The sequence below is a fragment of the Salibacterium sp. K-3 genome (assembly GCF_054052005.1).
In genome coordinates this window covers 183,718-209,038 of the sequence record NZ_JBSVZE010000002.1, presented here as the reverse complement: position 1 = coordinate 209,038, position 25,321 = coordinate 183,718, and the positions used below count along the sequence as shown (strand labels likewise).

Genomic DNA, 25,321 nt, shown 5'->3' with positions numbered 1-25,321 from the left:
GGAGCGAAGCTGGAAAGGATGTCAGCGGATGCGGACTTTTTTGAAATTAAATATCTTAAGCCTGCTTTATGGCTGTATGATAGCAATACCAAGTCTTCTTATATTCAATATATCCCGGATTAATAGATTAATGGGATTGGGCTCTAACATATACCTCATTTTTATTGCAGTTACCTTGGTTGTATTTATTTTAGGAGCTGTCTTAGGAACAAACCTTACAGATATATGGCTTAAGGGCCGGGTCATCAGTTTCTGTACTGTTCTTCTATGGTTTCCCTATTGTCTTATCATTCTCTGGATCTTTGGTTTGGTATTTCCAATTACGAATGAAGGACTTGATCCTGGGCCGGGTGCTGGATTTCTTATAATTGGAGTATTCGCTTTTTCCCCAATCATTTTAATACTTATCAATCTATTTGGTATAGGCAGAGGCATTGTAGAAGAAGAACGATAACTGAAAGGAAGAAGAAAATGGAAAATGCAGGGGTTCGTTACGTTTAGAACGTTGTGGAAGCGGTCAAACGTCGTTATGAATGGCTCATGAAGCACTTTTGCGTGTCCCTCGCCCCCCTAAACGTCATCATGAACGATTCTATGTTACGTTCAGCGGAAAAATGAACGGGCAAACGTAACGTAGAGCGCATGCCGCACGCGCGACGGCCAATGCATAAAAAAAGGGCAGGGAAAGCGCGGTGCTTTCTCCTGCCCTATTTATGTGCTTTACTTGCTGCCCCATACCTCATCCGCGATGCGCGCGACATGGCGCAGTTTTTCCCATTGCTCTTCTTCACTCAGGATATTGCCTTCCTCGGTCGAGGCAAAGCCGCACTGCGGGCTGAGGCAGAGCTGGTCCAGGTTGACGTATTCCGCCGCTTCATGGATACGTTTCTTCACATCTTCGGCGTCTTCGAGTTCGCCGAACTTCGATGTGATCAGGCCGAGCACGATCGTAAGGTCCGGCCGGTTTACGTAGCGGAGCGGTTCAAATCCGCCGGCGCGGTCCGTATCATACTCGAGAAAAAGCCCGTCCACGTTCAGCTTCTGAAAAATGGTTTCGGCGACTTTCTCATAACCGCCGGACGCGATCCAGGTGGAGCGGAAGTTGCCGCGGCAGATGTGCATCGTGATCGTCATGTCATCGGGCTTGTCCGCGATGGCGTCATTAATGGTTTTGGCGTACCAGCCTTTGATTTCCTCGGGGTCCACGCCGATGCCGAGTACTTCTTCGGGCTGTTCTTCGGAGCAGAAATATGCCCATGACGTGTCATCAAGCTGCAGGTAGCGGCAGCCTTCCTCGTAAAAAGCGTGGATGGCTTTTTTGTATGTTTCGGCGAGATCGCGGAAAAACGACGCCCGGTCCTCATAGACACCGTCGGCGAATTCCGTGCGGAAGTGCAGCATGCTCGGGCTTGGAATCGTCATTTTCGCGGTGTGATCCCCGGCAATACTCTTCAGAAAACGGAAATCATCGATCATGGAATGAGTACTGAAGTCCAGCTTGTCCGTGATACGGATGGCGCGGGCTTTTGTTTCGACACCTTCAAACTGAATGCCGGCGTCGGCTTCATATTCCTCCACCCCATCGAGCTCCGTCAAAAAGTCGAAGTGCCACCAGCCCCGGCGGAACTCTCCGTCGGTCACGGCCTGGAGACCGGCTTCTTTCTGTTTTTCGACGAGCGCTGTGATTTCTTTATCTTCGATGTCACGCAGCGTCTGTTTGTCGATGTCGTTGTTTTCAAAACGCGCTCTTGCGTCTTTGATGCCTTCCGAACGAAGCAGGCTGCCGACGTGATCGGCGCGGAAAGGCGGCTGATGTGAATGAGTGCTCATGGCTATTCCTTCTTTCTGGTGAAAAGATTCCACTAAATTGTAACACGTCCCTGCTCTCTGTATGAACGAAAACTTCATTATTATTTATTATTCATGTGGGTGCGGTAAAACGCTTTTCTGAATTCGGTAGGTGTCATGTTTTCATATTTTTTGAACATTTTCATGAAATATTTTTCGTCCTCCATGCCAAGTGCTGCTGCGACTTCTTTCAAACTGCTGTTTGTACGGCTGAGCAGTTCTTTTGCTTTAGACATTTTAAGTAAATGAATGTACTCGCTTAAATTCATTCCTATTTTTGATTTGAAGAGCCTGGATAAATAATTCTTATTATAATTGAATTGTTCCGCCACCTTCCCTACCGTAATATCTTCAAATGCATGAATTCTTGTCCATTCCATTATTCTCACTAAGTGATGATCCAATTGATTTTCGTTCAGGTCGTAATAAAAATTCGTTATATTCTGCTCGGATAGTTCAATCAACAGGGAAGTCAGTAAATAATTTACGCTCGTGGATGTGTAATAATTGGAATTATCAATGTGAAGCAGCTGTTGAAAGAGAATATTGACGCGGTCCGATACTGCGCCGTTAAAATACCGCGGCAGGTAAATATCGGAAATCGCACTCTGTGTATGGGGATTCTTTCGTAAGGGGGATATCTCCTGATCCATTTCTTCATTACTGATGTGATAAACAGGAGAAGGAGATAAAAAGTGAACCCAGTAAAAGGAGAGGCCGGGAGAGCAGGGGGAAAAACCTCCATGGACCAGTTCCGGCAGAACGAGCATCGTCTGCCCGGGTTCGATGCTGTATTTCTGTTCCGACTGTTCCATATATAACGTATCGTTCACACCGATAATCAGCTCATAACTGTCTATGACTCTTTTTTCATGTGTCCACGGTTTACTTGCAATAAACTGTCCGGCAGAAATGAACTCCAAGGGCTCTTTTGTGCTTGTTTTGATATGCACCAGCATTCTCCTTTCGTATATAGTAAGAAAAATACACCTATTCTTTTATATTAACTACCGACATCATCACGGGGTAGTGATATGATTCCGTTAAAGGATAAGTTTTTAATGACACGTAAGCCGGTACAAGTGTATTGTGTTGTACTTTCAGGAATAAAACGTTGAAGGGGGAAGGTGGAACGTTATGAATAACCGGGTCATTATATTCCACTTATTCTTTTACCTATAATAGAAAGGAGATCAGCGAAATGACAGCGCTATCAATATCAAATATAACATTTTCAGATAATTTATGGAAGAAGCGTCAGCAGCTTATAAGAGAATCTGTTATTCCCTATCAGTGGGATACGCTGAATGACAATGTTCCTGGAGTGGAACCGAGCCATACACTGGAAAACTTCAGAATTGCAGCGGGTCTTTCTGATAAAACATATTACGGTATGGTTTTTCAGGACAGCGATTTATACAAATGGCTGGAAACAGTAGGATATTCTTTATCTTTACAAAGGGTGGAGGAACTGGAACGTAAGGCAGATGAAGCAATAGATCTCATCGCAGCGGCGCAGGAGGAGAATGGCTATATTCATACGTACCATCAGTGCGTGAAGCCTGATAAAAAGTGGACGAATCTCCGGGATGATCACGAGCTGTACTGCGCCGGCCATTTGATAGAAGCCGCCGCCGCCTACTTTAACGCGACCGGAAAAACAGTCCTGCTGAACGTTGCATGTCGATTCGCAGATCTTATATCAGATATATTCGGTCCTGATCCGCACCAGGTGCGAGGGTATCCAGGTCATCCTGAAATAGAGTTGGCCTTGTTAAAGCTGTACAACATAACGGACAACCATAAATATTTGAATATTAGCAAATTTTTTATTAATGAAAGAGGCAAGCAGCCGCACTACTTTGAATGGGAAGCCGAACAGCGGAAAGACACAAAAGGGACCCCGCCTTCTTATTCCCAGGCCCATCTGCCTGTCAGAGAGCAGACCAGCATAGAAGGACACGCTGTACGGGCGGTTTACCTCTATACGGCTGTTGCGGAAATGGCGGCGGAAACGGGAGATTCAGATTTGGCTGAAGCAAGTGAACGTGTCTGGAGAAATATGACGGATAAGCGGATGTACGTTACCGGAGGCATCGGTTCTTCTCATTATCATGAAGCATTTTCGTTTGATTATGACCTGCCTAACGACAGGGCTTATACAGAAACGTGCGCATCTGTGGGACTGGTCTTCTGGGCGGATCGGATGCTGAAACTGACAGAGGATGCGTCCTATGCGGATGTCATGGAAAAGACGATGTATAACGGTCTCTTGTCCGGCATGTCCCTGGATGGAACCAAATATTTTTATGTGAATCCGGTGGAAGTATGGCCGGAAGCGGCAGCCAAAAGGAATGACCTATCGGACACAGAGGTACAACGGCAGGGCTGGTTTGTCTGTGCGTGCTGTCCTCCTAATATTGCCCGTTTTATCAGTTCATTCGGGGACTATGTCTACGCTTGGAAAGAAGCCAAAAAAGAACTTCAGGTCAATCTGTTTGCCGCCGGTGAGGCAGAATATCGAGTGGATGATCAGAACATCCGTGTTAAACAGACGACCGAATATCCCTGGGAGGAAAACGTATCGTTTACGATAGATTCGGACAAAGGGGGTGTTGAACTGACACTTGCCTTACGTCTGCCCGGATGGTGCCGGAATCCAGAATTAAAAGTGAACGGAGAATCGGTTGTGCTTCAGGATATCACAGAAAAAGGGTATGCCAAGGTAAACAGATTCTGGAGGAAAGAAGATGAGGTTACGCTTATTCTGCCAATGGAAGTGGAACGAATCCGCGCAGACACAAGGGTGCGGGAAAATATCGGGAAAGTAGCGCTGCAGAGGGGACCGATCGTTTACTGCCTTGAAGAACATGACAACGGCAAAGAACTTCAGGAGGTTCTTATTTCGGATCAAAGCCCGTGTGACGTGACGTTTGAAAAAGATGAGCTGGATGGCGTCACCGTGATCACCGGCGAAGCGTACCGGGAAAAGCTGCATGGGGATGAATTGTACACCACACGTCAACCGGAGAAAGAGGCGATTACATTTAAAGCTGTTCCGTATTTTTCATGGGCAAATCGTACACCGGGCGAAATGAAAGTCTGGCTCCGCGAAGCAAAGGACTATTAAAAAGGAGGATTCAGCATGCAGCGAATGAAAGGTCTTGTCCTGATTCTTGCGATTGTTTTGGTGGCGGGAGCATGTTCGTCGAGTGCAGGAAACGAAGGAGGAAGTGAAGGAGGAGAAAGCGGCAGTAACGCAGTGACGCTGCACATGGCTAAATTGGAAAGCGATCCTAATGGCATGATGGAAGAAGCTCGGCAGCGGTTCAACGAAGAGCATGACGATATTCAGGTAGAATACGTGGAAATGTCGAACAATGCGTCCGAAATGCACGACCAGACCGTCACGCAGCTGACAGCAAAGTCCGACAATCTGGATATTGTGAACCTTGATGTTGTCTGGGTGGCGGAATTCGCCGAGGCAGGCTGGCTGAAACCGTTGGATGAATTATTCACAGAGGAGATGCAGTCCAACTATATCGAACGCCAGGTGGAAGCGATGAAATATGACGGTAATATCTGGGCTGTTCCCTGGTTTAATGATCTCCACCCTTTATGGTACAGGCAGGACTTATTGGAAAAATACGATCGCGATGTGCCGGAGACGTATGAAGAAGCGGTGGAAACTGCACAGTTGATTCAAGAGGAAGAAGGAGTACAGGGATTCTCCATGCACTGGGGACGTTCCGAGCAATTGATTGTCAGTTTCACCGAATTTCTTCATGCCAAAGGCGGCAGCTTTTTTGATGATCAGGGGAATGTAACGGTAAACAGTGCGGAAGCGGTCGAAGCCCTTCAGTTTATGGTGGATATGATCGAGGAATACGAAGTGGTTTCCCCTTCCGCGATAGGTAATTCCACGCCGGATGACGCCCGCATTCCGTTCACACAGGGACAGTCCGTCTTCCACCCGAACTGGGGGTATGTGTACAGCGTGAACCAGGCGGATGATTCCCCGGTTAAAGATAAAACATGGGTCGCGAGCAATCCCGGCTTTGAAGGAGGGCGGAAAGCCAACGCTGTAGGCGGATGGAATTTCGCGATTGCCGATCATACCGAACATGCAGAAGAAGCCTGGCAGGTTATCAAATGGTTTACCACCTTTGAAAATCAAAAACAAGTCTTAATGGGAGGCGGTCAGGTCGGCACTCACCTTGATTTGTATGAAGATGAAGAGGTTCTGGAAGCGAATCCTTATCTGGAAGAATACCTGACTGTGTTTGAAGATGCATCGACAAGACCGACCCATCCACAGTATGCCATGCCCAGGTTTCTGATATTGCGCAGTCCCATATTCATGAAGCGTTGAATGGAGATGTGCCGCCAAAAGAAGCATTGGATGCACTGGCTGCGGAACTGAAAGAGTTGAACTAAGGGAAAAATAAATCGCCGGGTGTCCGGCATCCGGCGGGAAAGGGGGTTGCAACATGCGGTATAAGTATCTACCCTACATCTTATTGATACCTATGTTCGTCATGATTATCGTTATTGTATTTATACCACTGCTGACGACGGTGATGTACAGTTTTCAGTCTTATCAGTTGTCGGATCCGAATGCGGACAGCGGTTTTGCCGGACTGGAAAACTATATGTCGCTGTTTCAGAGTGAAAGGTTCCGTTCTTCGGTTTTGACAAGTCTGATATATATACTGGGGAGTGTGGCAGGGATGCTTTTACTCGCCCTTATCACGTCACAGCTGGCGAATCAGTCGTTTAAAGGGCGGTCCCTGTTCCGGGCATCCATTCTGCTGCCGTGGGCTGTTGCTCCTGTTGTGGCAGCACAGGCCTGGAAGTTCATGTATGACGCTGATTTTGGAATTATAAACCAGGTGTTATCGGCACTCGGTCTTATTGAGAGGAATATTCCATGGCTGGTTTCGGATAATTTTGCGATGCTCAGTGTTGTAACGACAAATATCTGGAAAACCACTCCTTTATTAACGTTAATCGTCATATCAGGGCTGCAGACTATATCAAAAGACTTATATGAAAGCGCGGATATGGATGGTTCGAGTGCATGGCAGAAGTATGTTCATATTACGCTGCCTCTGATCAAGCCGTTTATCATGCTGGGACTCATCTTTACGACGCTGCAGACGATCAATGTGATTGATATTGTTTATGTCATGACCGGTGGAGGACCGGGAGAAGCGACGGAAATTTTCACCTTGTATAACTACAAAGTGTTTTTTCAATATTTGGACTTCGGATTAGGCGGAGCGATGGCTGTGGTTGGAGTTGTGGTCGTCGGTATATTGATAGGGTTTTATGTCCGTGGCATGAGCAAAAACATGGATGCCTGAAAGGAGGGGAAACATGAACAAGAAATTGGGACCGTTATTCTGGATCTTTTTCATCCTCATTGTGCTGATCAATCTTACTCCGTATTTATGGACGGTACTGACTTCATTCAAATCTCAAAACCAGATTTTTGACGCCGCTATTTTCCCGGATCCTTTCATCATAGATAATTACGTTCAAGTCATTCTGGAGAGCGGATTTTTGTCGAATATATGGAACAGCTTTGTCGTGTCTGGTGTGACATCCATCATCTGTCTTCTTATAGGCGTACCGGCTGCTTATTCTTTTGCAAGACTGAGCTTCTGTTTCAGAAATTCTTTGTTTATGCTGGTTCTGTTTATTACCATCTTTCCGGGGATATTTATTATAAGTCCTTTGTTTGATTTTTTGCGGAGCATTGGTGCGATTGATACGTACTTTGCGTTGATTCTTCCGTATGTCGCTTATTTTACGCCGCTTGTCGTATGGATTTTGACCGGCTTTTTCAAAACAATTCATCCTTCTATTGAAGAAGTGGCGATTATGGATGGTTGCGGGGTTTTCAGAATGATTGTGAAAATATTTCTGCCGCTTTCCATCCCAAGTATTTTGACGGTGGGAATCATTGCCTTCACGCTCGCATGGAATGAATTCCTGTTTGCTTTGATTTTCACCTCATCGGAATCGGCGAGAACCGTGCCGGTTGCGATCTCGCAGTTTCAGGGCGTCCACTCCCTCGACTGGGGTCAGATGACAGCCGCCGCCGTGATCGCAACCATCCCGATTGTTCTCATATCGGTGATTTTGCAGCGCTATATTATCAGCGGATTAACTGCCGGAGCCGTGAAAGAATAAAAAAACTGTCCCTCCCGCGGGAGGAACAGATTCGTTCGTGGTGAGAAAGTGTTTTATGATTCGAGGACTTCGACGACTTTTTCGGCGGTGCTTTTACTGGACTGCGGGTTCTGGCCGGTGACGAGTTTGCCGTCGGCGATGGAGAAATCACTCCAGCTTTCGCCCCGCTCGAAGTTGGCTCCTTTTTCGCGGAGCCTGGATTCGAGCATGAACGGCATGTGCGTATCAAGCTGCATTTCGATTTCTTCATCGTCGGTGAACGCTGCGACGCGCTTGTCTTTCACGACCGGTGTGCCATCGGCGTACGTAGCGTTCACAAGACCTGCCGGACCGTGGCAGACCGCACTTATGACATTGCCTTCTTCGGCGAAATGCTGCAGTACGTTCTGCAGAACCTCACTATCCGGGAAATCAAACATCGTGCCGTGGCCGCCGGGAAGGAAGATGGCGTCATAGCCGTGTTTGTCTTCTTCACTCAAACGTGCGGTGTTTTTCAGAACAGCTTCCGCGTCTTTCCATTCGGCGCGGTCTTCGATGCTGTTAGGATCGAGTGGAACCTCACCGCCTTCGATACTGGTTACTTTTATGTCGTAGCCGTTATCTTTAAATACATTGTACGGTACGGCAAACTCCTCGAGCCATAATCCTGTTTTGTGATCGTCGGTGATGGTGGTATGGTTGGTTACAACCATCAATACTTTTTTATCTGCCATGGTAATCGGCCTCCTTTATCAATGTGCGGATTTATCGTACCTTATCGTTTCCGGGGATGTAAAAAGTATTGCTCACGGCCCGGGATCCACTCCAATTAATCCTCTTACCGGCTGGTGATAAACATAGGAAAGGAGCGTTTCCGGTGAAAATAACAGTCCTTGGAGACACTCATATCAAAAAGGAAGGGACACCGCTTCCTGAGAGACTGCTGCAGGAGCTTGCGGACACCGATCATATCATTCATACGGGAGACTTTCAGATTCCGGACGTTTTTCCCTCGTTGAAGCAGTACGCACCGGTGACAGGGGTCTATGGAAATGTAGACGGGGAGGATGTCCGGGAGCTTGTGCCGGAAACACAATGGATGGAAAAAAACGGATGGACGATCGGCGTTGTTCACGGCCACGGAGAGAAAAAAACAACCGAAAAACGTGCGCTGGAAGCTTTCGCGGAGCTCCCCGATATTCTCGTTTTCGGCCATTCCCACCTGCCGCTGCTGCGGTACAGCGGAAAAACACTGCTGTTTAATCCCGGCTCGCTCTTTTACCGGCGCCGGGTTCCGAACTGTTCCTTCGGAGTCCTGCATCTGGAGGACACGATACGAGCCGGACATGTTTTTTTGTAATACATACGGAATGACGTAAGAATGTTACACCTATTCTTTTGGTATAACTACCGACTTTGTGTGCGGAGGATGTTAATCTTTTACTATAAAAGAAAAAATTATAATAGAAAATTAATATTCTAAATATTATGAAAATATTAAAGGGAGGTGAGGGGGATTTAACTTTTTTCAGTAAGTGGAAAGGCCGATCATTCTAATTTATTTTTGTTAGGGAGGAATGCTGAATGAAAGAAAAATTGAGGTTGGCAGCAGCGGGACTTTTTATAGTCGGTGGAACAGGAGCAGGCGTTCCGATGCATTCCGAAGACGTGCAGGCAGAGGAGAACGAAAACAGTGATGTAGAAACGCTGCAGGTGGATGTCGGCCATGAATACCGGCCGGTTACCCAGGTGGCATCGGGTGCTCTTTACGGGTTGGGCGAAGAAGGATATCCGCCGCAGGAGCTCGTGAATCCGACCAAGCCTAAAATGTTTACACAGATGGCTCCGGGAGGCACTCATTTTCCTAACGGGGAAACGAGGGTATTGGGGGATGCGCTGGAAATAGCCCCTATTGCTGAAGAGGCCGGGGCATCTGTCACGATCCGGATGCCTGATATCTACCCGGACTTTCCTTATCAATGGGAAGGGTGGAAGGACTGGGAGACGAAAGTAAGAGAAATTGTTCAGGATACGAAGGAATCCGGAGCAGAAAATATTTATGGATACGAAATATGGAATGAACCGGAATGGACGTGGGAAGAAGAAGCGGCGGGGCCCTTTTTGGAAGGCTGGGAACGGACATACAATCTGATAAAAGAAATGGACACAGAAACAGACATTATCGGCCCCAGTTTCACCCAGTATGATGAACCGCTGCTCCGGGAATTTTTAATTCATGCAAGAGATACGAATACCCTGCCCGATATAATGAGCTGGCATGAGCTCGGGAATCCGGAAGGGAATCATGAAAACGGACCGGCGCCATGGGCGATTGAATCGCACGTAGAGGACTACAGGGCGCTTGAGAAAGAGCTTGGTATCGAGCCGCTCCGCATTAGTATAAATGAGTACGGTGTCCAGTCCGAGCAGGCGGTGCCGGGTGCGATGATCCAGTACATTGCACCATTTGAAAGAGCTGGCGTGGATACGGCCAATATGGCTTTCTGGTACCGGCCCGGACGTCTCAGTAATTTATTAACCAGTGACATGGAACCAAACGGTGCATGGTGGACGTACAAATGGTACGGGGAAATGTCAGGAAACATGGTGATGACTGAACCTGCCGCCACAGACGAAGCCGGACTCGACGGGACGGTGAGTATCAGTTGGGACAAAGAAGAAATAAAGGGAATCTTCGGTGGTCATGACGGAGACGGCGTGCTTTCCATAGATGGGTTGGAAGAGGCTGCGTTTCTGGATGATACCGCCCATGTGAAGGTGGAAGAAACGTCATGGCACGGAGTGGACACGCCGCTAAGCGAACCGGCGACCGTGTTTGAGGGAGAATTTACGATCACCGATGACAGCCTGACTATTCCGGTGACGGATATGGAAGAGTCATCCGGCTACAATCTGACCATCACTGCCTCTGGAGACGGTATGTCACGCTATGAAGCAGAACATGCCGTTGAACATCCGGGTCAGGACGCAGATGCTGATGCCCATGCGTCCAATAACAAATACGTGGCGCTGCAGGATGAGAGTCTTGATTTTCAGGTGAATGCTCCAGAAGATGGAGAGTATGAAATAGAGCTGCGGTACGCCAACGTAACGACGGACAACGGAAACCAGCTGCTGGAGATAAATGGAGACACCCGGGATGTGGTTTTTTCGGAAACAGGGTCTTCCAGCTACGAGACGTACCGGACGACAGCTCATTTAGATGCTGGCAGTAACACCATACGTCTATCGGCGGACGGCGCGGTGGACGTCGATTACCTTCAGATTGGCACGAAGCCGGAGGGGCCGTTCCATCTCCGCGCGGAGGCAGAAGATGCTGAGATAGAAAATGCTGTTACACATCATTCCAGCTATGCCTCAGATGGAGCGTTCGTCGGCAATATTGATTATGATAACAGCAGCGTGACCTTTGATGTCGAAGTGCCGGCGGGCGGCGCGTACACGATGGAAATCGGCTATGCCGACGGAGCAGATGCTGAAAGCACCCATTCTCTTTCGGTGAACGACGGGCAAACGTCGGAGATAACGTACGAGAACTCGGGTGGATGGATGAGCGATGTTCCCAATTTCGGTACAAGAAACCTGAAAACGACCGAAATCGAGTTAAACGAAGGGGATAATACGATTACGTTCGAAAAAGGCAGCAGCTATGCCGAACTAGACTATATCTCCCTCACCAGATCCATCACCCTCGACACCCTCCGCCGAGATGTAACGACATTTGCGGACGAAGGCTTGATCAAAAACAATGGAATAGCAGACAGCTTACAGGCGAAACTGAAACAGGATAACCTGCAGCCTTTCCTCAATCATGTTCACGCGCAGCGGGGAAAGCATATTTCCAAAGAGGCCGCTGATTCATTACTAAGGGATGCAGAACAGATGACGCGGTAAGAAGAAAACACGTAAAGGAGCTGCCCTGTGCCATGCGGGGCAGCTCCTTTTTATGTTTACAGTTTATCCTCATTCAGTTGTTCGTCAATTAAATCAAGGTAATCATCTTCGTTTTCAGGTTTAAGGGCGCCGGTTTCCTCCAGAATGCGCTGAAGCTGGACATGGCCTAAGGCCTGATAATGATTGGATTCGTCGACCGCGCTGTTCAATTCGTCCAACACTTCCTGCACAGTCTTCCCTTCCATTTCGGTGTCCATCGGCTCAATCGTGTCTATCATATTTTCCATTCCTTTAATAAACTGCTGCCGGACAAAATCGATCTCTTTTGTTTCCAGTTCCACGCGTTTTGTGTCCATAACCATATCTGTAACTTCATCCATGAAACTATTATAATGATATTCAATGGTTGTTTGAGTATCAATGGCGGTTTGAAAAAAACTTACATATGAATCATACTGCAGTCCGCTATCACTTGTTATGGCTTCGAGCAGTTTATCATAATCGCTTTGCAGAGCTTCTTTGGAGGACTCCACTTCGAGCCCCACATCCGCCCACACTTCCTCATATTCATACGGTTCGTAATCTTCCCCGTCGGCGCTTCCACCAGCCTCGTCTTCTCCGGTTCCTTCCGAATCAGTGCTTTCAGAACCGTTGTCCTTTTCTGCTGATGCCGCTGTTTCCTCCGCCTTGTTTTCTTCCTGCTGTTCTTCAGCTTCTCCGCTCTCTTCGGCACCTGCCGAAGACTCTGCATCTTCCCCATCACTGCCGCACGCAGCCATGACGGTTACCGTTAGTGTACATAAAACCAAGAAAAATACCTGTTTCATAGTAATCCCTCCTGCTGCTTCTGTTACGATTTTCCACACGGTATTAAGAATACAAAAAGAAAAAGGAAGAGGAAAGAGGGAATGGAAAAAAAGATAAAAACAGGAAATTCGATGTAGGGGTAGTGCTTTTTTCTCACCTTCCTATCGTCCCATTCGGTGCCGAAAGTGTCCCATAAGTCAGAATACGGGACATTTTTGTGGAGAACAGCGCTGAAAATGGTTGCTATTGTCCTGTTCGACCCATTTCAGCAGCCGGCGGCGTGTAAAATGTCCATAAACCAAATATATTGGACTATTTAAATAGGAGCTTGTCCGGATTATAAAAAAACACGGCGCCCGCGTATTGAAGATGCCGTGTTTTTGTTTTAATAATATAATAATTCAGGCGGCTTTTTGTTCTGCATTGTAATCGGGAAGCGGACGCTGGAAGACGTTCGTCAAATATAGAAGGTAAAGGCCGCCGCCGGTTACCCAGATGGATCCGCCGATTAAGGTCGGGACATCCAGCAGCACGATCAGCCAGATAATAAATCCGGCTCCGATAAAAGGAGAAAGCAGGTTTGTCATGGTATAGCAGATGGTTTTTACACCGCCGTTTTTAAAATAAAGACTGATCACACAAAGATTTACGAAGAAAAAAGCACTCAGTGCGCCGAAGTTCACGAAACGGATTGCATCGTCGACGGTAATGAAAATGGCAGCAAGCGAGAGAACGGAAGCGATGCCGATATTGAGCACTGGTGTATGGAAACGCGGATGGACGTAGCTGAAAATTTTCTTCGGCAGAATCGCATCGCGCCCCATCACAAACATCAATCGGGAGACACTTGTTACAGAAGCCAGCCCCTGCGTAAAGATAGCGGCGATGAGGACAGTCATGAAAAGGGCGCGGAGCAGGCTGCCGCCGACCAGTCCCATCAGCTCAAGGGCAGCGGAATCCGGATTCTGAATTGTAAATCCGGGATAGGAAAGCTCAATAAAATAGGACATTGTGACATGGAGCACACCGACTACCGCGATCATGATGAAAATCGCCCTTGGAATCGTCCTGGTAGCATTTTTCGTTTCTTCCGATAAGGTGGTCATCGTGTCAAACCCAAGAAAAGAAAACACAACGACGGAAGCACCGGCCAGCGCTACAGACAGGTCCAGGTCGACAGCGAGAAATGGAGCCGGCGACACAAGTGCTGCTGCTCCGCCGCCGGTGGCAAGGGCATAAGCCAGAAACGCCGTAAATCCGATTATGAAAATAATTTGAAGCATAACGAAAAAGCTGCTGATGTTAGCAGAGGAATTCACGCCTATGGAGGAAATCACTGCCAGCAGGAGAATCAATCCGATAATCCATGCAAAGGCGGGGACCGCCGGGAACTCCGCGTGCATGAATGTCCCGAATGTGATCGCGGCGATGATCGGGGCAAACAGGTAGTTTAAAAGCAGAACCCAGCCTACGAGAAATCCGACGTTCGGGTGAATCGCTTTTTTGGCAAACGTATAGGCGGACCCGGAAATCGGAAGTTTCTTTGCCATTACCGCGTAACTTCCCCCGGTAAAAAGTACGGCCAGAACGGCGATGGCATAGGCGGATGTCAGGAATCCGTTCGATCCATCATATGCCACGCCGAATACAGAAAAATAAATCATTGGTGTGTTCCAGGCGAGGCCGAGAAAAACCACCTGGGGAAGCGTTAAAGTCTTCTTTAACTGTCCACTACCATTCATACAAAACAGCTCCTTTTTATTATTCTGGGATAATGATTTGTTTCATTCAGACAATGGCTTCTGTCGTTGGTGTTTGATAGTGTTCATTGTGTTGAGAAAACATCTGGAATTGCAACAAAGATGTTAACGAATCTAACATACTATTTACTGTTAACCTTAAGATCCCGTATTGGCGGGGATTAATGGAGGAAGTCCAGGATATCAAAATAAATGGCGAGAAAGTATGTAAGAAAACATAACATAAGTGTTGCCGGGGAGCTTCCCTCCCGATTAGACTGTGAATTAACAGCAGCACAACTTCATAACGGTTTTCCGTTCACCGGAAACGCAAAGCTTTCTAGGGTTCCGCCGGCATAAGCCGGGTCTGGTCCAAGAGAAAGCATGCAGCTGAGGCTGTATACACGGAGGGACAAAAGCCCGGGAGATAATCTCCCGGGCTTTTATTATCAAGGAATTGAAGGAGGAGTTTTCATGTTTGAAACGATACTCGAACCTGGAGCGAAATGGTCGAATGTGATTGCGAAAGGAAAAGCGGTCCGCTTTACGGCACTCGGGGACGGGGCGAATCTGTCTGCCCTCCTGTATAACAGCCGTAATACGACGGACCGGTACAACATGCCGGACACTCTCAAAGCCCAGCACACATCAAAACTGACAAAAGGAAACGTATTAATGAGCGATAACGGAAGGGTCCTTGCCAGTATCGTGGAGGACTCCCTCGGATGGCATGATCCCGTCGGCGGTGCGATATCGCGCGGCCAGGTCGATGAGCAGTTCGGAAAAACGAGCTTTCAGGAAGTATTGAATGACTATCTCCGCAGCGGGGAGGAAAATATCATCAAGGAACTGGTCCGAAACGGTTTGACGATGCGCGATATCGTACCGAACGTGAATTTTTTCTCGAAAATTGCCGCCGCTCCCGACGGAACGATGCAGTTTGAACAGGGGCATGCCAAAGAAGGAGACAGCGTCACCCTGCGCATGGAAATGGATACCCTGCTGATTCTTTCCAACACTCCAAACCCGCAGGACCCCGCGCTGTTGTATCCGTCTGTGCCGGTAAAGATGGAAGTGTCTGAAACCCGGGCGCCGGATGAAACGGATTACTGCGTGACCTTCCGGCCGGAAAACAAACGAGCCTTTGAAAATACATGGAACTATCATGCCTTAACAGTCTAAATCATAGAAGGAGGACGAAATCATGACAACCATATCAACAGTCAAAAGCCCGCGCCGTAAAGAAGATGCCGTGTATGAAGAATGGATTCCCGCCGGCGAAGGCTGGATGCGTGAAATCAGGGAAGGCCAGGTGTTCCGGATAGAGGATGTGGAAGGCAATGAAGCAGCCGATACCTTGTTCTTTGACGCGGAGCATCCCGAGGATCACTACAGTGCCGTTCAGACCATCAATGCCCAGCAGAATGTATACGTCACGACAGGTACGGTGCTGAAAGCCGAATCCGGAAAAGATCTGCTTGAAGTGACTGCCGATACAGTCGGACGCCATGACACCCTCGGCGGTGCGTGTTCGGCCCAGAGTAACACCGTTCGTTATGCACATGACCGGCTGCCGATGCACAACTGCCGGGATACATTCATGATGCAGCTGGCGACCCATGGTTTTGGCACCAAGCGGGATATTTCCCCGAATCTCAATTTTTTTATGAATGTGCCCCTCAGCCCGGAAGGCGGTCTGGAGTTTGACGACGGAATTTCCGGGCCGGGACATTACGTGGAAATGAAAGCCCGCACCCGTACGATGGCGCTCATCAGCAACTGCCCGCAGCTGAATAATCCGTGCAGCGGGTTTAATCCAACACCGCTCCGCGTGCTGATCTGGGACGAATAAATAAAGAAGAAGGAGAGATTGTTATGTTCAGGAAAGTACTTATTGCCAACCGCGGAGCCATTGCCGTCCGGATCGAGCGAACGCTGCGGCGGATGGGCATTGCGTCGGCAGTGGTATACACGAAAGCCGACCAGGACAGCCTTCACGTCGATCACGCGGATGAGGCGGTGTTGATCGGCGAAGGACCGGCGCAGGAAAGTTATCTGAATACCGAAAAAATTCTGCAGACCGCGCTCGACACCGGAGCTGACGCGATCCATCCGGGGTATGGATTTCTCAGTGAGAACGCAGACTTTGCCAGAGCCTGCGCGGAGCAGGGCATCACCTTCATTGGTCCGGACCCGGAGCAGATGGAAGTGTTTGGATTGAAGCATTCCGCTAGAGAGATGGCAGAGAACGCAGATGTTCCCCTCCTTCCCGGAACGGATCTGGTCACCAGTCGGCAGGAGGCGGTAGAGGAAGCGTTCCGCATCGGGTATCCGGTTATTTTGAAAAGCACAGCCGGAGGCGGCGGCATCGGCATGCGCGTCTGTGAAGACGAAGAAGCACTTAACGAAGCGTATGACAGTGTGAAACATCTGGCCGAATCAAACTTTAACGACGGCGGGCTCTTTATTGAAAAATACATCGGTAAAGCCCGGCACGTGGAAGTGCAGATATTCGGCAATGCGGTAGGAGAAGTTACGGCACTCGGCGAACGGGACTGTTCGATTCAACGCCGCAACCAGAAAGTCATCGAAGAATCACCAGCCCCGAACCTTCGTGAATCGGTCCGCACAGGAATGGCTGCGGCTGCCGAACGCCTCGCGGCTGAAGCTGGATACCGGAGCGCGGGCACCGTGGAATTTCTATATGACCCGGATACCGAAGCCTATTATTTTCTTGAAGTAAATACGCGTCTGCAGGTGGAGCACGGGGTGACCGAAGAGGTGCTCGGCATTGATCTGGTGGAATGGATGGTGAAGGAGGCAGCCGGAGAACTTCATCACCTGTCCGCTCTTGTTCCCGAAGCGCGGGGACACAGCATGCAGGCGCGGGTGTATGCCGAAGACTGCCGGCATGATTTCCGTCCGAGTGCCGGCGCGGTTGATCATGTCCGTCTGGCGGATGATGCCCGCAATGAGACGTGGGTGAAGGATGGTGTTTCTGTCACCACGTTGTATGATCCGATGCTGGCAAAGGTCATTGTCCACGGCAGCAGCCGCGATGAGGCGCGCCGGAATCTGGCGGACGCTCTGTCCACCACCCGCTTTTACGACATAACGACGAACCTTCAGTATCTGGAACTGCTGCTTTATGATGATGAAGTCGCACGTGGTGATGTGTACACGCAGCTGCTGAAAGAGTTCTCCCCGCCGGAGCAGGCGCTGGAAGTGATCGAGGCAGGAGTGCAGACGACGGTGCAGGACTGGCCCGGCCGTACCGGCCACTGGGATGTCGGGGTGCCGCCGTGCGGAGCGATGGATCCGTACTCGTTCCGGTTCGGCAATGCCATTCTCGGCAATGACAGCGATGCGGCGGGGCTGGAGTTGACGCTGCGCGGCGGGTCGTACCTTTTCCGGGATAACATGTATTTCTGTCTCACTGGTGCCGATATGAAAGCAGAGCTCGATGGAGAAGTGGTGCCGCTGTATACGCCGGTAAAAGCGGAAAAAGATCAGGTGCTTACGTTCGGGCAGGCTTCGGAAGGGATTCGGACGTATTTCCTTCTGGACGGCGGCCTCGATATGCCGACGATTCTGGACAGTTCCGCTACATTCACACTGGGTGGTTTCGGAGGACACGGCGGCCGGGAGCTTCGTCCGGGCGATGTGCTGAGAGTGCGGAAAGGAGCAGTCCCGGAAAATGCCGCACCGGTTCCGCAGTCGGTGCGTCCCGGCATATCAAATACGTGGACAATCGGCGTGATTCCGGGACCTCACTGCACAGAGGAGTTTCTGCAGCAGGATTATCTTGATCAGCTCACCGGCACCGACTGGGATGTTCATTTCAACAGCTCCCGCACTGGTGTACGTCTGAATGGTCCGGCGCCGAACTGGACGAGGGAAGACGGCGGGGAAGCCGGACTTCATCCATCCAATATTCATGATAATGCCTATGCGGTAGGGACACTTGACCTAACCGGGGATATGCCGATTCTGCTCGGCCCCGACGGCCCGAGTCTCGGCGGCTTTGTCTGCCCGGTGACGACGGCCTCGGCGGAATTCTGGAAAATCGGGCAGCTTCATCCGGGGGATACCGTTCGTTTTCAGCTCTTGACCATTGAAGAAGCCGAAGCCATGCGGAGCCGCCAGGAAGAGAATCTGAAAGCTGCCGCGGCCGGAGACCATGAGCGCCTTGAACCGCTGCGGCTGCCACAGATACAACAACCCTTTGATACGGACTATCCACTATTTATATATGAAGAAACCGGACGACGTTTTCCCATTGCGGTCCGCAGCAGCGGTGATGAATATCTTCTCGTGGAGTACGGGGAGATGTCCCTCGACTTAATGTACCGGTTCCAGGTACAGGTACTGATGGAAGCGGTGGAAAAGGACGGGACGATCCCGGTCATTGAAATGACACCTGGGGTGCGTTCCCTGCAGATTCATATCGATCCGCTCGAGATGACGGTCCATGAAGCCGGCACCATCGTGCTCCGGATTGATGAACAGCTGCCGCCGCTGGAGTCGATTGAGGTGCCGTCGCGGATTGTGAAGCTGCCGCTCTCGTGGAACGATCCGACAGTCCAGCTTGCCACCGAGCGCTATCAGCAAAATGTCCGTCCGGATGCCCCGTGGTGCCCGGATAACCTTGAATTCATCCGGCGTATCAATGGACTGGATAGTATAGAAGATGTAAAAAAGATTGTCTTTGACGCGAACTATCTTGTGCTTGGTCTCGGTGATGTGTACCTCGGTGCGCCGCTTGCCGTGCCAACCGATCCGCGCCACCGGCTGGTAACAACAAAATATAACCCGGCCCGGACGTGGACACCGGAAAACGCGGTTGGTATCGGGGGATCGTACATGTGCGTGTACGGCATGGAAGGCCCGGGGGGCTACCAGTTTGTCGGACGTACGATTCAGATGTGGAATAAACTGCAGTCCACCGAAAGCTTCGAACCCGGCAAACCATGGCTGCTCCGCTTTTTTGACCAGATTCAGTTTTACCCGGTATCCCATAAAGAATTGAATGAGTTACGGGAAGACTTTCTGCGAGGACGGTTTGAAGCGGACATGGAAGAAACGACATTTAAACTAGGAGATTATCTTGAATTTCAGGAATCCATTACAGACAGCGCCCGCGAGTTCAGAGAAAATCAGCTGGCCGCGTTCAACGCGGAGCGCGAACGGTGGAAAGAACAAGGCATCGCCGAACACATCGGCGAAGAAAACAGCGGTGCTTCGGTGATGGAAGAGGAACTGCCGGAAGGAGAAACCGCAGCTCGTACCTCGATGCCGGGAAGCGTTTGGAAAGTGCTTGTCGAGCCGGGACAGTTCGTCGAAGAAGGCGAAACCATTCTCATCGAAGAAAGCATGAAAATGGAATTCCCGCAGCATGCGCCGTGTACCGGTTATATTACGTCGGTGCAGGTGGAACCAGGTGATGAAGTTCAGGCCGGGCAGTTGGTTGCCGGGGTGCAGGAATCAAAGCAGAGCGGGGTGTCGGTCTGATGGAGGCATGGACGGTGGAATCGCTTCAAGCCGCGTACCGGGACGGCCGCACAACCCTGGAAGAAGTCATGGAAAACCTGGTCGGACAGGCAAAGGCTGAAGAAGAAAAAAATATCTGGATCACGCCGCCGAAAATGGAAAGGATCCGTCCGTATCTCGATAAGCTTAATGAGATGGGGCAGGAAGAGCTCCCGCTGTGGGGCATTCCTTTTGCCATCAAAGACAATATAGACGCTGCCGGTATGACAACAACTGCCGGCTGCCCTGATTACGCCTATATGCCGGAGAAACACGCACCGGTCGTGGAGCGTTTAATCCGGGCCGGGGCGGTACCGGTCGGCAAGACCAATCTGGATCAATTCGCGACCGGACTTGTCGGTACGCGCAGTCCTTACGGGGACACACATAACAGCCTGCGTCCGGAATTGATCAGCGGCGGGTCCAGTGCCGGGTCTGCGGCAGCTGTCGGACGAGGACAGGTTGTGTTTGCTCTTGGTACCGACACGGCAGGGTCCGGGCGGGTTCCCGCGGCTTTAAATGGACTCACCGGCTGGAAACCAAGTTGTGGAGCCTGGCCCGTCAAAGGTGTTGTTCCGGCGTGCGAGAGCCTGGACTGCGTTACGGTCTTTGCCCGCACGCTTTCGGAGGCATTGGTCGTAGATCAGGCGGTGCGCGGCGAAGAAGCGGAAGATCCCTGGTCGAAAACAAGCGGGCTGCCGGTGCCTGAAACACCGGAGACGATACTGCTCCCCGAGGAAGAACCGGCCTTCTACGGCCCCTTTGCCGACGACTACCGCCAGGCCTGGAATACGGCGGTGGAACAATGGAAGAAAAGCGGCGTTCCTGTATCCTATATCGACACCTCCCTGTTTTCCGAAGCTGCCGCCATTCTTTACGGAGGGCCGTGGATTGTTGAACGATGGGCAGCGCTTGGAGATTTTGTGGAATCAAACCCAGGGAGTACGTTTCCTGTAACGGAAGATGTGCTTCGTTCCGGTGCCGGATCCAGCTATGACGCGGCATCTGTGTTTCACGCCATGCACCGTCTGCAACGGTTGAAAAAGCAGGCCGCGCAGCTTCTGGAACAGGCCGTGCTCGTCCTGCCGACATGCGGCGGCACCTGGTACCGCGAAGACGTACGTGAAGATCCGGTTCAGACGAACAGCGATATGGGTCGTTTCACCAATCACTGCAACCTGCTCGATCTAAGTGCCGCGGCCGTTCCGGCGGGAGATGCGGCAAAAGATCTGCCGTTTGGCATTACCATTTTCGCCCGGTCGGATCAGGAAGGACTGGCTGCCGGTGCAGCAGCGCTTTTCAGCGGATATTCGCTGCCGGAACGGACACAGAACCGGCGCCCGGGCACGCCTGTTGCGGTTTGCGGTCTTCACATGCGGGGTTTTGAGCTCGAATACCAGATGAGAGAACATGGGGCTTCTTTTCTCCGGGAAGACCGGACCGCCCCGGTTTATCAAATGCTGAAACTTCCGGGACCGCCGGCCAAGCCGGGACTGGTGCGACGGCAGGAAGGCGGCGCTTCCATCCACGTTGAAATCTGGGAAATACCCCTGGATCAGCTGGGCCCGTTTACCGCCACTGTTCCCGCACCGCTTACGATCGGAACTCTTGAACTGGAATCCGGAGGGTCTGTACCCGGTTTTCTCTGTGAGAGTTATGCTGCAGCCGCAGCGGAAGATATAACCGAAGCGGGAAGCTGGACACTGGCAGCAGAATAAGGATGTATGGGAAAAGCAACGGATCAGGCGGTCCGCTGCTTTTTTTGAGCGGGGAAGCACCCTTATTTGACATTTCAATGGAAAAGTTGTCTATAACCAGAATATAAGGGACAGGTTCAGCGAAAAAAGAGACAAAGGTGGCTGCTATGTTCCCGTTCGACCCATTTCAGCAGCCGGCGGCGTGTAAAATATCCATAAACCAAATATACGGGACATTTCGAACAGAAACATGTCCATCACCCAGCCCGCACATCCCGCAACATGAAAAAAACAGGTTCAGGAAAGGAGATGAAGGGAAGGGTGAAGAAGTGGTAGAATGAGAATAAAGCACGTAAAGGAGAATGGTCATGACGATAAATATTGGTTTCATGGGAACCGGGAACTTCAGTAAAAGACACGCCGATATTCTGTCCGAGCGCCGGGACGTGAACATTGCTGCGTTTTTCGGCACGAGCCGGGAGAAAGCGGAGCGGATGGCAAAACAGTATGACGCCCACGGTTACGGGGATCTGGCGGAGATGCTGGATGCCGAAGAGCTCGATGCCGCCTATATCTGCGTACCTCCGATGGCGCACGGATCGATTGAACAGGAGCTGATCGACCGCAGCATCCCGTTTTTCGTGGAAAAACCGCTTAGCAACGAGGCGGACATGCCTGCCGATTTTGCCCGGCAGATTGAGGAAAAGTCGCTTATTACCTCCGTCGGCTATCATTTCCGGTACAAGCAGAACACCCAGACGCTGAAAAACTTTCTCGAGCTTCAGGAGATCGGGATGATTACCGGACGCTGGATGAGCGGCCTCCCGCAGACGTCGTGGTGGGCCGACCAGGAAAAATCCGGAGGGCAGTTCAATGAACAGACGGTCCATCTCGTCGACCTGCTCCGTTTTACCGCCGGTGAAGTGAAGGAAGTCTATGCGAAATTTGCTAATACGGTACTTGACAAAAATGAAGACAACCTGACGATCGCCGATGTCGGTACGGTAACCTTAACGCTTGAAAACGGCCTTATCGCCAACATCTCGAACACGTGCGTCCTGCCGCCGCATGTGCATGATATCGGCATTACGTTTTACACCGATGACGGCATCTTGAGCTGGCATCCGGACCGCGTCGAGCATGACAGCGGTACGGTGATGGAAGAGTACAACGACCGCGACAACCCATACGAAAAGGAAAACGAAACCTTTATTGAAGCGGTGAAAACGGGCGACACCTCGGAAATCCAGTCTGATTACAGCGACGCTCTGAAAACCCAGAAAATCTCCGCCGCCGCGCTCAAATCAGCCAAAACAGGCCAGATTGTCGAGATCAACAACCATCAGGATGAAAATATGGAAGAATGACTTCGGCACAGACAGCAGACATGCTCTGCTGTTTTTTTGTGCGCCGCCATACAGGGATTTGTAAGGGGGGCATCACAGCGTGTGACAATGGGACAGGCAAGAGAATGGGATGAAAACGCATACAAAATGGGTTGGTGCGGTGATAGAATGAAAATGTGGAAAGGGGGGGAGACGATGCAGCTTGATCAGCGGAGCAGTGATTTACTGAATGAACTGGCTGCCAATCCGGGGCTGAAAAGCAAAGACCTCGAGATCAAATACAACCTCAACCGCCGGCAGCTGAAATACAGTTTTGACAAGATCAACGGCTGGCTGAAAACGAAAAACCTGCCGAAGATTGAACGCACCAAGCAGGGCCTGTTCCTTGTCGATCCGGTAGTCTCCTCGACGCTTCTTGGCAGTGACACCGAAGACCAGGGCGAAGACAGCATTCTTTCAGAAAAAGAAAGAGAAGACATTCTGCTGCTTCTTTTGCTCAGCGGAACAGAGGAACTGTCGCTTATCCATTTCACGAGCGCGCTTGATGTCAGCAAGAACACCGTGTTAAATGATCTGAAAAAAGTGCAGGAGCGGCTCGCTCCATTTGGTATCACGATCACCTACACAAGGCGGTCCGGCTATGAGCTTGAAGGAAAAGAATTCGCCATCCGCAAGATTCTGCTTCATACCGTATCGCGAATGATGGAGCATGCCGGCTCGCGGGGACGGTTTCTGGAAACAACGGAGATCCCGGAAGAGGAGATTACCTTTTTTCAGAACATGATTCACGAAATCGAGGAAACCCTGCAGCTGAAGTTCACCGATGAAAAAATCGAATCCATGCCTTATGTGCTGTCCCTTCTTTTACGAAGAATCAGCCAGGCGCATTATATTGATCCATTTTATATTCATTATGAAGAAGTGATGGACACGAAGGAATGGAAAGCCACCGAACTGATTCTCGAAGGCAGGACGGAGGTTCCGGTGGAGGAACGCCTGTTTATCACCCTCCATTTATTGACCGCGAATGTGTACTGGGCCGAAGACCTGACCGAAGATGCCATTCCGGATCTGCTGGAGGCGCTCGAGGATATGCTGCAGCTGTTTGAAAAGTATTCTTGTATCCACCTGCACCACAAAGAACAGCTGCTCCACCGGCTCATGCTTCATGTCAAACCCGCCTATTACCGGGTGAAATACAAATTGACCGAGATCAATGAATGGCAGTATGGGATCAGTGAAGAATTCCAGGAGCTGCATCACCTCGTGAAGCAGTCGACGGGGCCTCTTGAAAACCTGATCGGGGAGAAAATGCCGGACAGCGAAACGACGTATTTAACGATGCTGATCGGAGGCTGGCTTACCAAGCAGGGAGACAGCATCCACGACAAAACGAAGGCGCTCGTCGTCTGCCCGCACGGTGTATCGGTGTCAAGGCTTCTGTTCGGGGAGCTGCGGGATCTGTTTCCGGAACTGGTCTTTCTGGATGCATTGAGCGTCCGCGACTTCGGTGATTATGAACTCGATTATGATGTCGTGTTCTCCCCGGTATTTGTCAAAACGAACGCCACCCTGTTTCTAGTGAGCAAAATTCTGGGGCCGGATGAGAAAAAACGGCTGCGCCAGCAGGTCATGTCCGAGCTGCACGGGTATACGCCGGAACATTTAAGCGTGGATGCCATGATGGAGATCGTGCAGAAATACGCCCGCATCGACAACGAAGACGCCCTGCAGCAGGAGCTGGAAAAATACGTGCACCGGGATGCCGGGCAGGCGGCGTCGGATCCAGCCGTGCAGCGCAAGCCCCAGTTATATGAAATGGTAAGCCCGGACCGGATCCGGATACTTCCGGATGCCGGAGACTGGCAGGAAGCGCTGCAGGCTGCCGCCAGGCCGCTGCTCGATGACGGAAGCATCACCCCGGATTACGTGGACGCGATGCTCGCGCAGGGACAGGAAGATCCGTACTTTGTGCTGGGAAATCAGGTGGCCATTCCGCATGCAAGCCCGGAAAACGGCGTGCAGCAGCTGGGGATGAGCCTTCTGAAACTGGATCAGAGCGTGCCGTTTGATGAAGACCACCACGTTCAGTTTATCTTTGTCATCGCTGCTCTGGATAAACATGATCATCTTCAGGCGCTCCGCCAGATTATGAAACTGTCCCAGACCCCGAAAGATATCGAAAAACTAAGGCATGCAGCAACAACCGAAGATATCCAATCCATTCTTAAGCAGTATGCCTTCAAAGAATAATAGCAGAAGG

General features: G+C 50.4%; 18 protein-coding genes and 1 riboswitch. Of the genes, 13 read left to right on the top strand and 5 right to left on the bottom strand.

The features are described from left to right. Nucleotides 1-28 precede the first annotated feature (28 nt). Nucleotides 29-454, top strand: a complete 426-nt coding sequence (locus tag ACW9JV_RS13130; protein WP_457335168.1) for a hypothetical protein — start codon at nt 29-31, stop codon at nt 452-454. A 266-nt stretch (nt 455-720) separates the two neighbouring features. Here the strand turns inward: ACW9JV_RS13130 and ACW9JV_RS13125 are convergent, their stop codons facing one another. Beyond that, nucleotides 721-1,830 carry a 5-methyltetrahydropteroyltriglutamate--homocysteine S-methyltransferase gene (locus tag ACW9JV_RS13125; RefSeq protein ID WP_457335166.1) on the bottom strand — a complete coding sequence of 370 codons (1,110 nt, stop codon included), beginning with the start codon at nt 1,828-1,830 and terminating at the stop codon, nt 721-723. A gap of 80 nt (nt 1,831-1,910) precedes the next feature. Beyond that, on the bottom strand, nt 1,911-2,807 hold the full coding sequence (locus ACW9JV_RS13120; RefSeq protein WP_457335164.1) for an AraC family transcriptional regulator: 897 nt from the start codon (nt 2,805-2,807) through the stop codon (nt 1,911-1,913). Between the two features lie 242 nt (nt 2,808-3,049). On the opposite strand from ACW9JV_RS13120, the gene ACW9JV_RS13115 reads away from it, so the two are divergent. The 4 genes from ACW9JV_RS13115 to ACW9JV_RS13100 all read left to right on the top strand — a co-directional run bounded on the left by ACW9JV_RS13115 (nt 3,050) and on the right by ACW9JV_RS13100 (nt 8,046). Beyond that, nucleotides 3,050-4,978, top strand: a complete 1,929-nt coding sequence (locus tag ACW9JV_RS13115) for a glycoside hydrolase family 127 protein (RefSeq protein WP_457335162.1) — start codon at nt 3,050-3,052, stop codon at nt 4,976-4,978. A gap of 15 nt (nt 4,979-4,993) precedes the next feature. Beyond that, nucleotides 4,994-6,220: an ABC transporter substrate-binding protein gene (locus ACW9JV_RS13110; RefSeq protein ID WP_457335160.1), complete on the top strand. Its 1,227-nt coding sequence runs from the start codon at nt 4,994-4,996 to the stop codon at nt 6,218-6,220. Nucleotides 6,221-6,338: 118 nt separating this feature from the next. Beyond that, nucleotides 6,339-7,214, top strand: a complete 876-nt coding sequence (locus ACW9JV_RS13105; protein WP_457335158.1) for a carbohydrate ABC transporter permease — start codon at nt 6,339-6,341, stop codon at nt 7,212-7,214. Nucleotides 7,215-7,227: 13 nt separating this feature from the next. Next, a complete protein-coding gene (locus ACW9JV_RS13100) occupies nt 7,228-8,046 on the top strand; it encodes a carbohydrate ABC transporter permease (RefSeq protein ID WP_457335156.1) in 819 nt (272 codons plus the stop codon). A gap of 53 nt (nt 8,047-8,099) precedes the next feature. Here ACW9JV_RS13100 and ACW9JV_RS13095 read toward each other — a convergent pair whose 3' ends face one another. Continuing rightward, the gene (locus tag ACW9JV_RS13095) at nt 8,100-8,759 is read right to left on the bottom strand and encodes a type 1 glutamine amidotransferase domain-containing protein (RefSeq protein ID WP_457335154.1); all 660 of its coding nucleotides are present in this window, start codon (nt 8,757-8,759) and stop codon (nt 8,100-8,102) included. A 143-nt stretch (nt 8,760-8,902) separates the two neighbouring features. Here ACW9JV_RS13095 and ACW9JV_RS13090 point away from each other — a divergent pair, with 143 nt between their 5' ends. Continuing rightward, nucleotides 8,903-9,385 (top strand): metallophosphoesterase family protein, encoded by a 483-nt coding sequence (locus tag ACW9JV_RS13090; RefSeq protein WP_457335152.1) that lies wholly within the window; start codon nt 8,903-8,905, stop codon nt 9,383-9,385. Nucleotides 9,386-9,609: 224 nt separating this feature from the next. Then, the gene (locus ACW9JV_RS13085; protein ID WP_457335150.1) at nt 9,610-11,940 is read left to right on the top strand and encodes a CBM35 domain-containing protein; all 2,331 of its coding nucleotides are present in this window, start codon (nt 9,610-9,612) and stop codon (nt 11,938-11,940) included. A 56-nt stretch (nt 11,941-11,996) separates the two neighbouring features. Here the strand turns inward: ACW9JV_RS13085 and ACW9JV_RS13080 are convergent, their stop codons facing one another. Together ACW9JV_RS13080 and ACW9JV_RS13075 are read right to left on the bottom strand one after the other, a co-directional pair. After that, on the bottom strand, nt 11,997-12,767 hold the full coding sequence (locus ACW9JV_RS13080) for a hypothetical protein (RefSeq protein ID WP_457335148.1): 771 nt from the start codon (nt 12,765-12,767) through the stop codon (nt 11,997-11,999). A 381-nt stretch (nt 12,768-13,148) separates the two neighbouring features. Then, nucleotides 13,149-14,489: an APC family permease gene (locus ACW9JV_RS13075; RefSeq protein WP_457335146.1), complete on the bottom strand. Its 1,341-nt coding sequence runs from the start codon at nt 14,487-14,489 to the stop codon at nt 13,149-13,151. A 326-nt stretch (nt 14,490-14,815) separates the two neighbouring features. Further along, nucleotides 14,816-14,915: riboswitch (guanidine-I (ykkC/yxkD leader) on the top strand. Between the two features lie 45 nt (nt 14,916-14,960). Between ACW9JV_RS13075 and ACW9JV_RS13070 the strand changes: the two genes are divergently transcribed. From ACW9JV_RS13070 to ACW9JV_RS13045, 6 genes are all read left to right on the top strand, one after another. Further along, a complete protein-coding gene (locus ACW9JV_RS13070; protein WP_457335144.1) occupies nt 14,961-15,668 on the top strand; it encodes an urea amidolyase associated protein UAAP1 in 708 nt (235 codons plus the stop codon). Between the two features lie 22 nt (nt 15,669-15,690). Beyond that, on the top strand, nt 15,691-16,338 hold the full coding sequence (locus tag ACW9JV_RS13065; protein WP_457335142.1) for an urea amidolyase associated protein UAAP2: 648 nt from the start codon (nt 15,691-15,693) through the stop codon (nt 16,336-16,338). A gap of 23 nt (nt 16,339-16,361) precedes the next feature. Then, on the top strand, nt 16,362-19,997 hold the full coding sequence (gene uca, locus ACW9JV_RS13060; protein WP_457335140.1) for an urea carboxylase: 3,636 nt from the start codon (nt 16,362-16,364) through the stop codon (nt 19,995-19,997). Next, complete coding sequence (atzF, locus tag ACW9JV_RS13055; protein WP_457335138.1) at nt 19,997-21,733, top strand: allophanate hydrolase; 1,737 nt, start codon at nt 19,997-19,999, stop codon at nt 21,731-21,733. The genes uca and atzF overlap by 1 nt, the downstream gene beginning before the upstream one ends. A 347-nt stretch (nt 21,734-22,080) precedes the next feature. Further along, complete coding sequence (locus ACW9JV_RS13050) at nt 22,081-23,079, top strand: Gfo/Idh/MocA family protein (protein ID WP_457335136.1); 999 nt, start codon at nt 22,081-22,083, stop codon at nt 23,077-23,079. A 174-nt stretch (nt 23,080-23,253) separates the two neighbouring features. Next, nucleotides 23,254-25,311, top strand: a complete 2,058-nt coding sequence (locus ACW9JV_RS13045) for a BglG family transcription antiterminator (protein WP_457335134.1) — start codon at nt 23,254-23,256, stop codon at nt 25,309-25,311. Nucleotides 25,312-25,321: the final 10 nt, after the last annotated feature.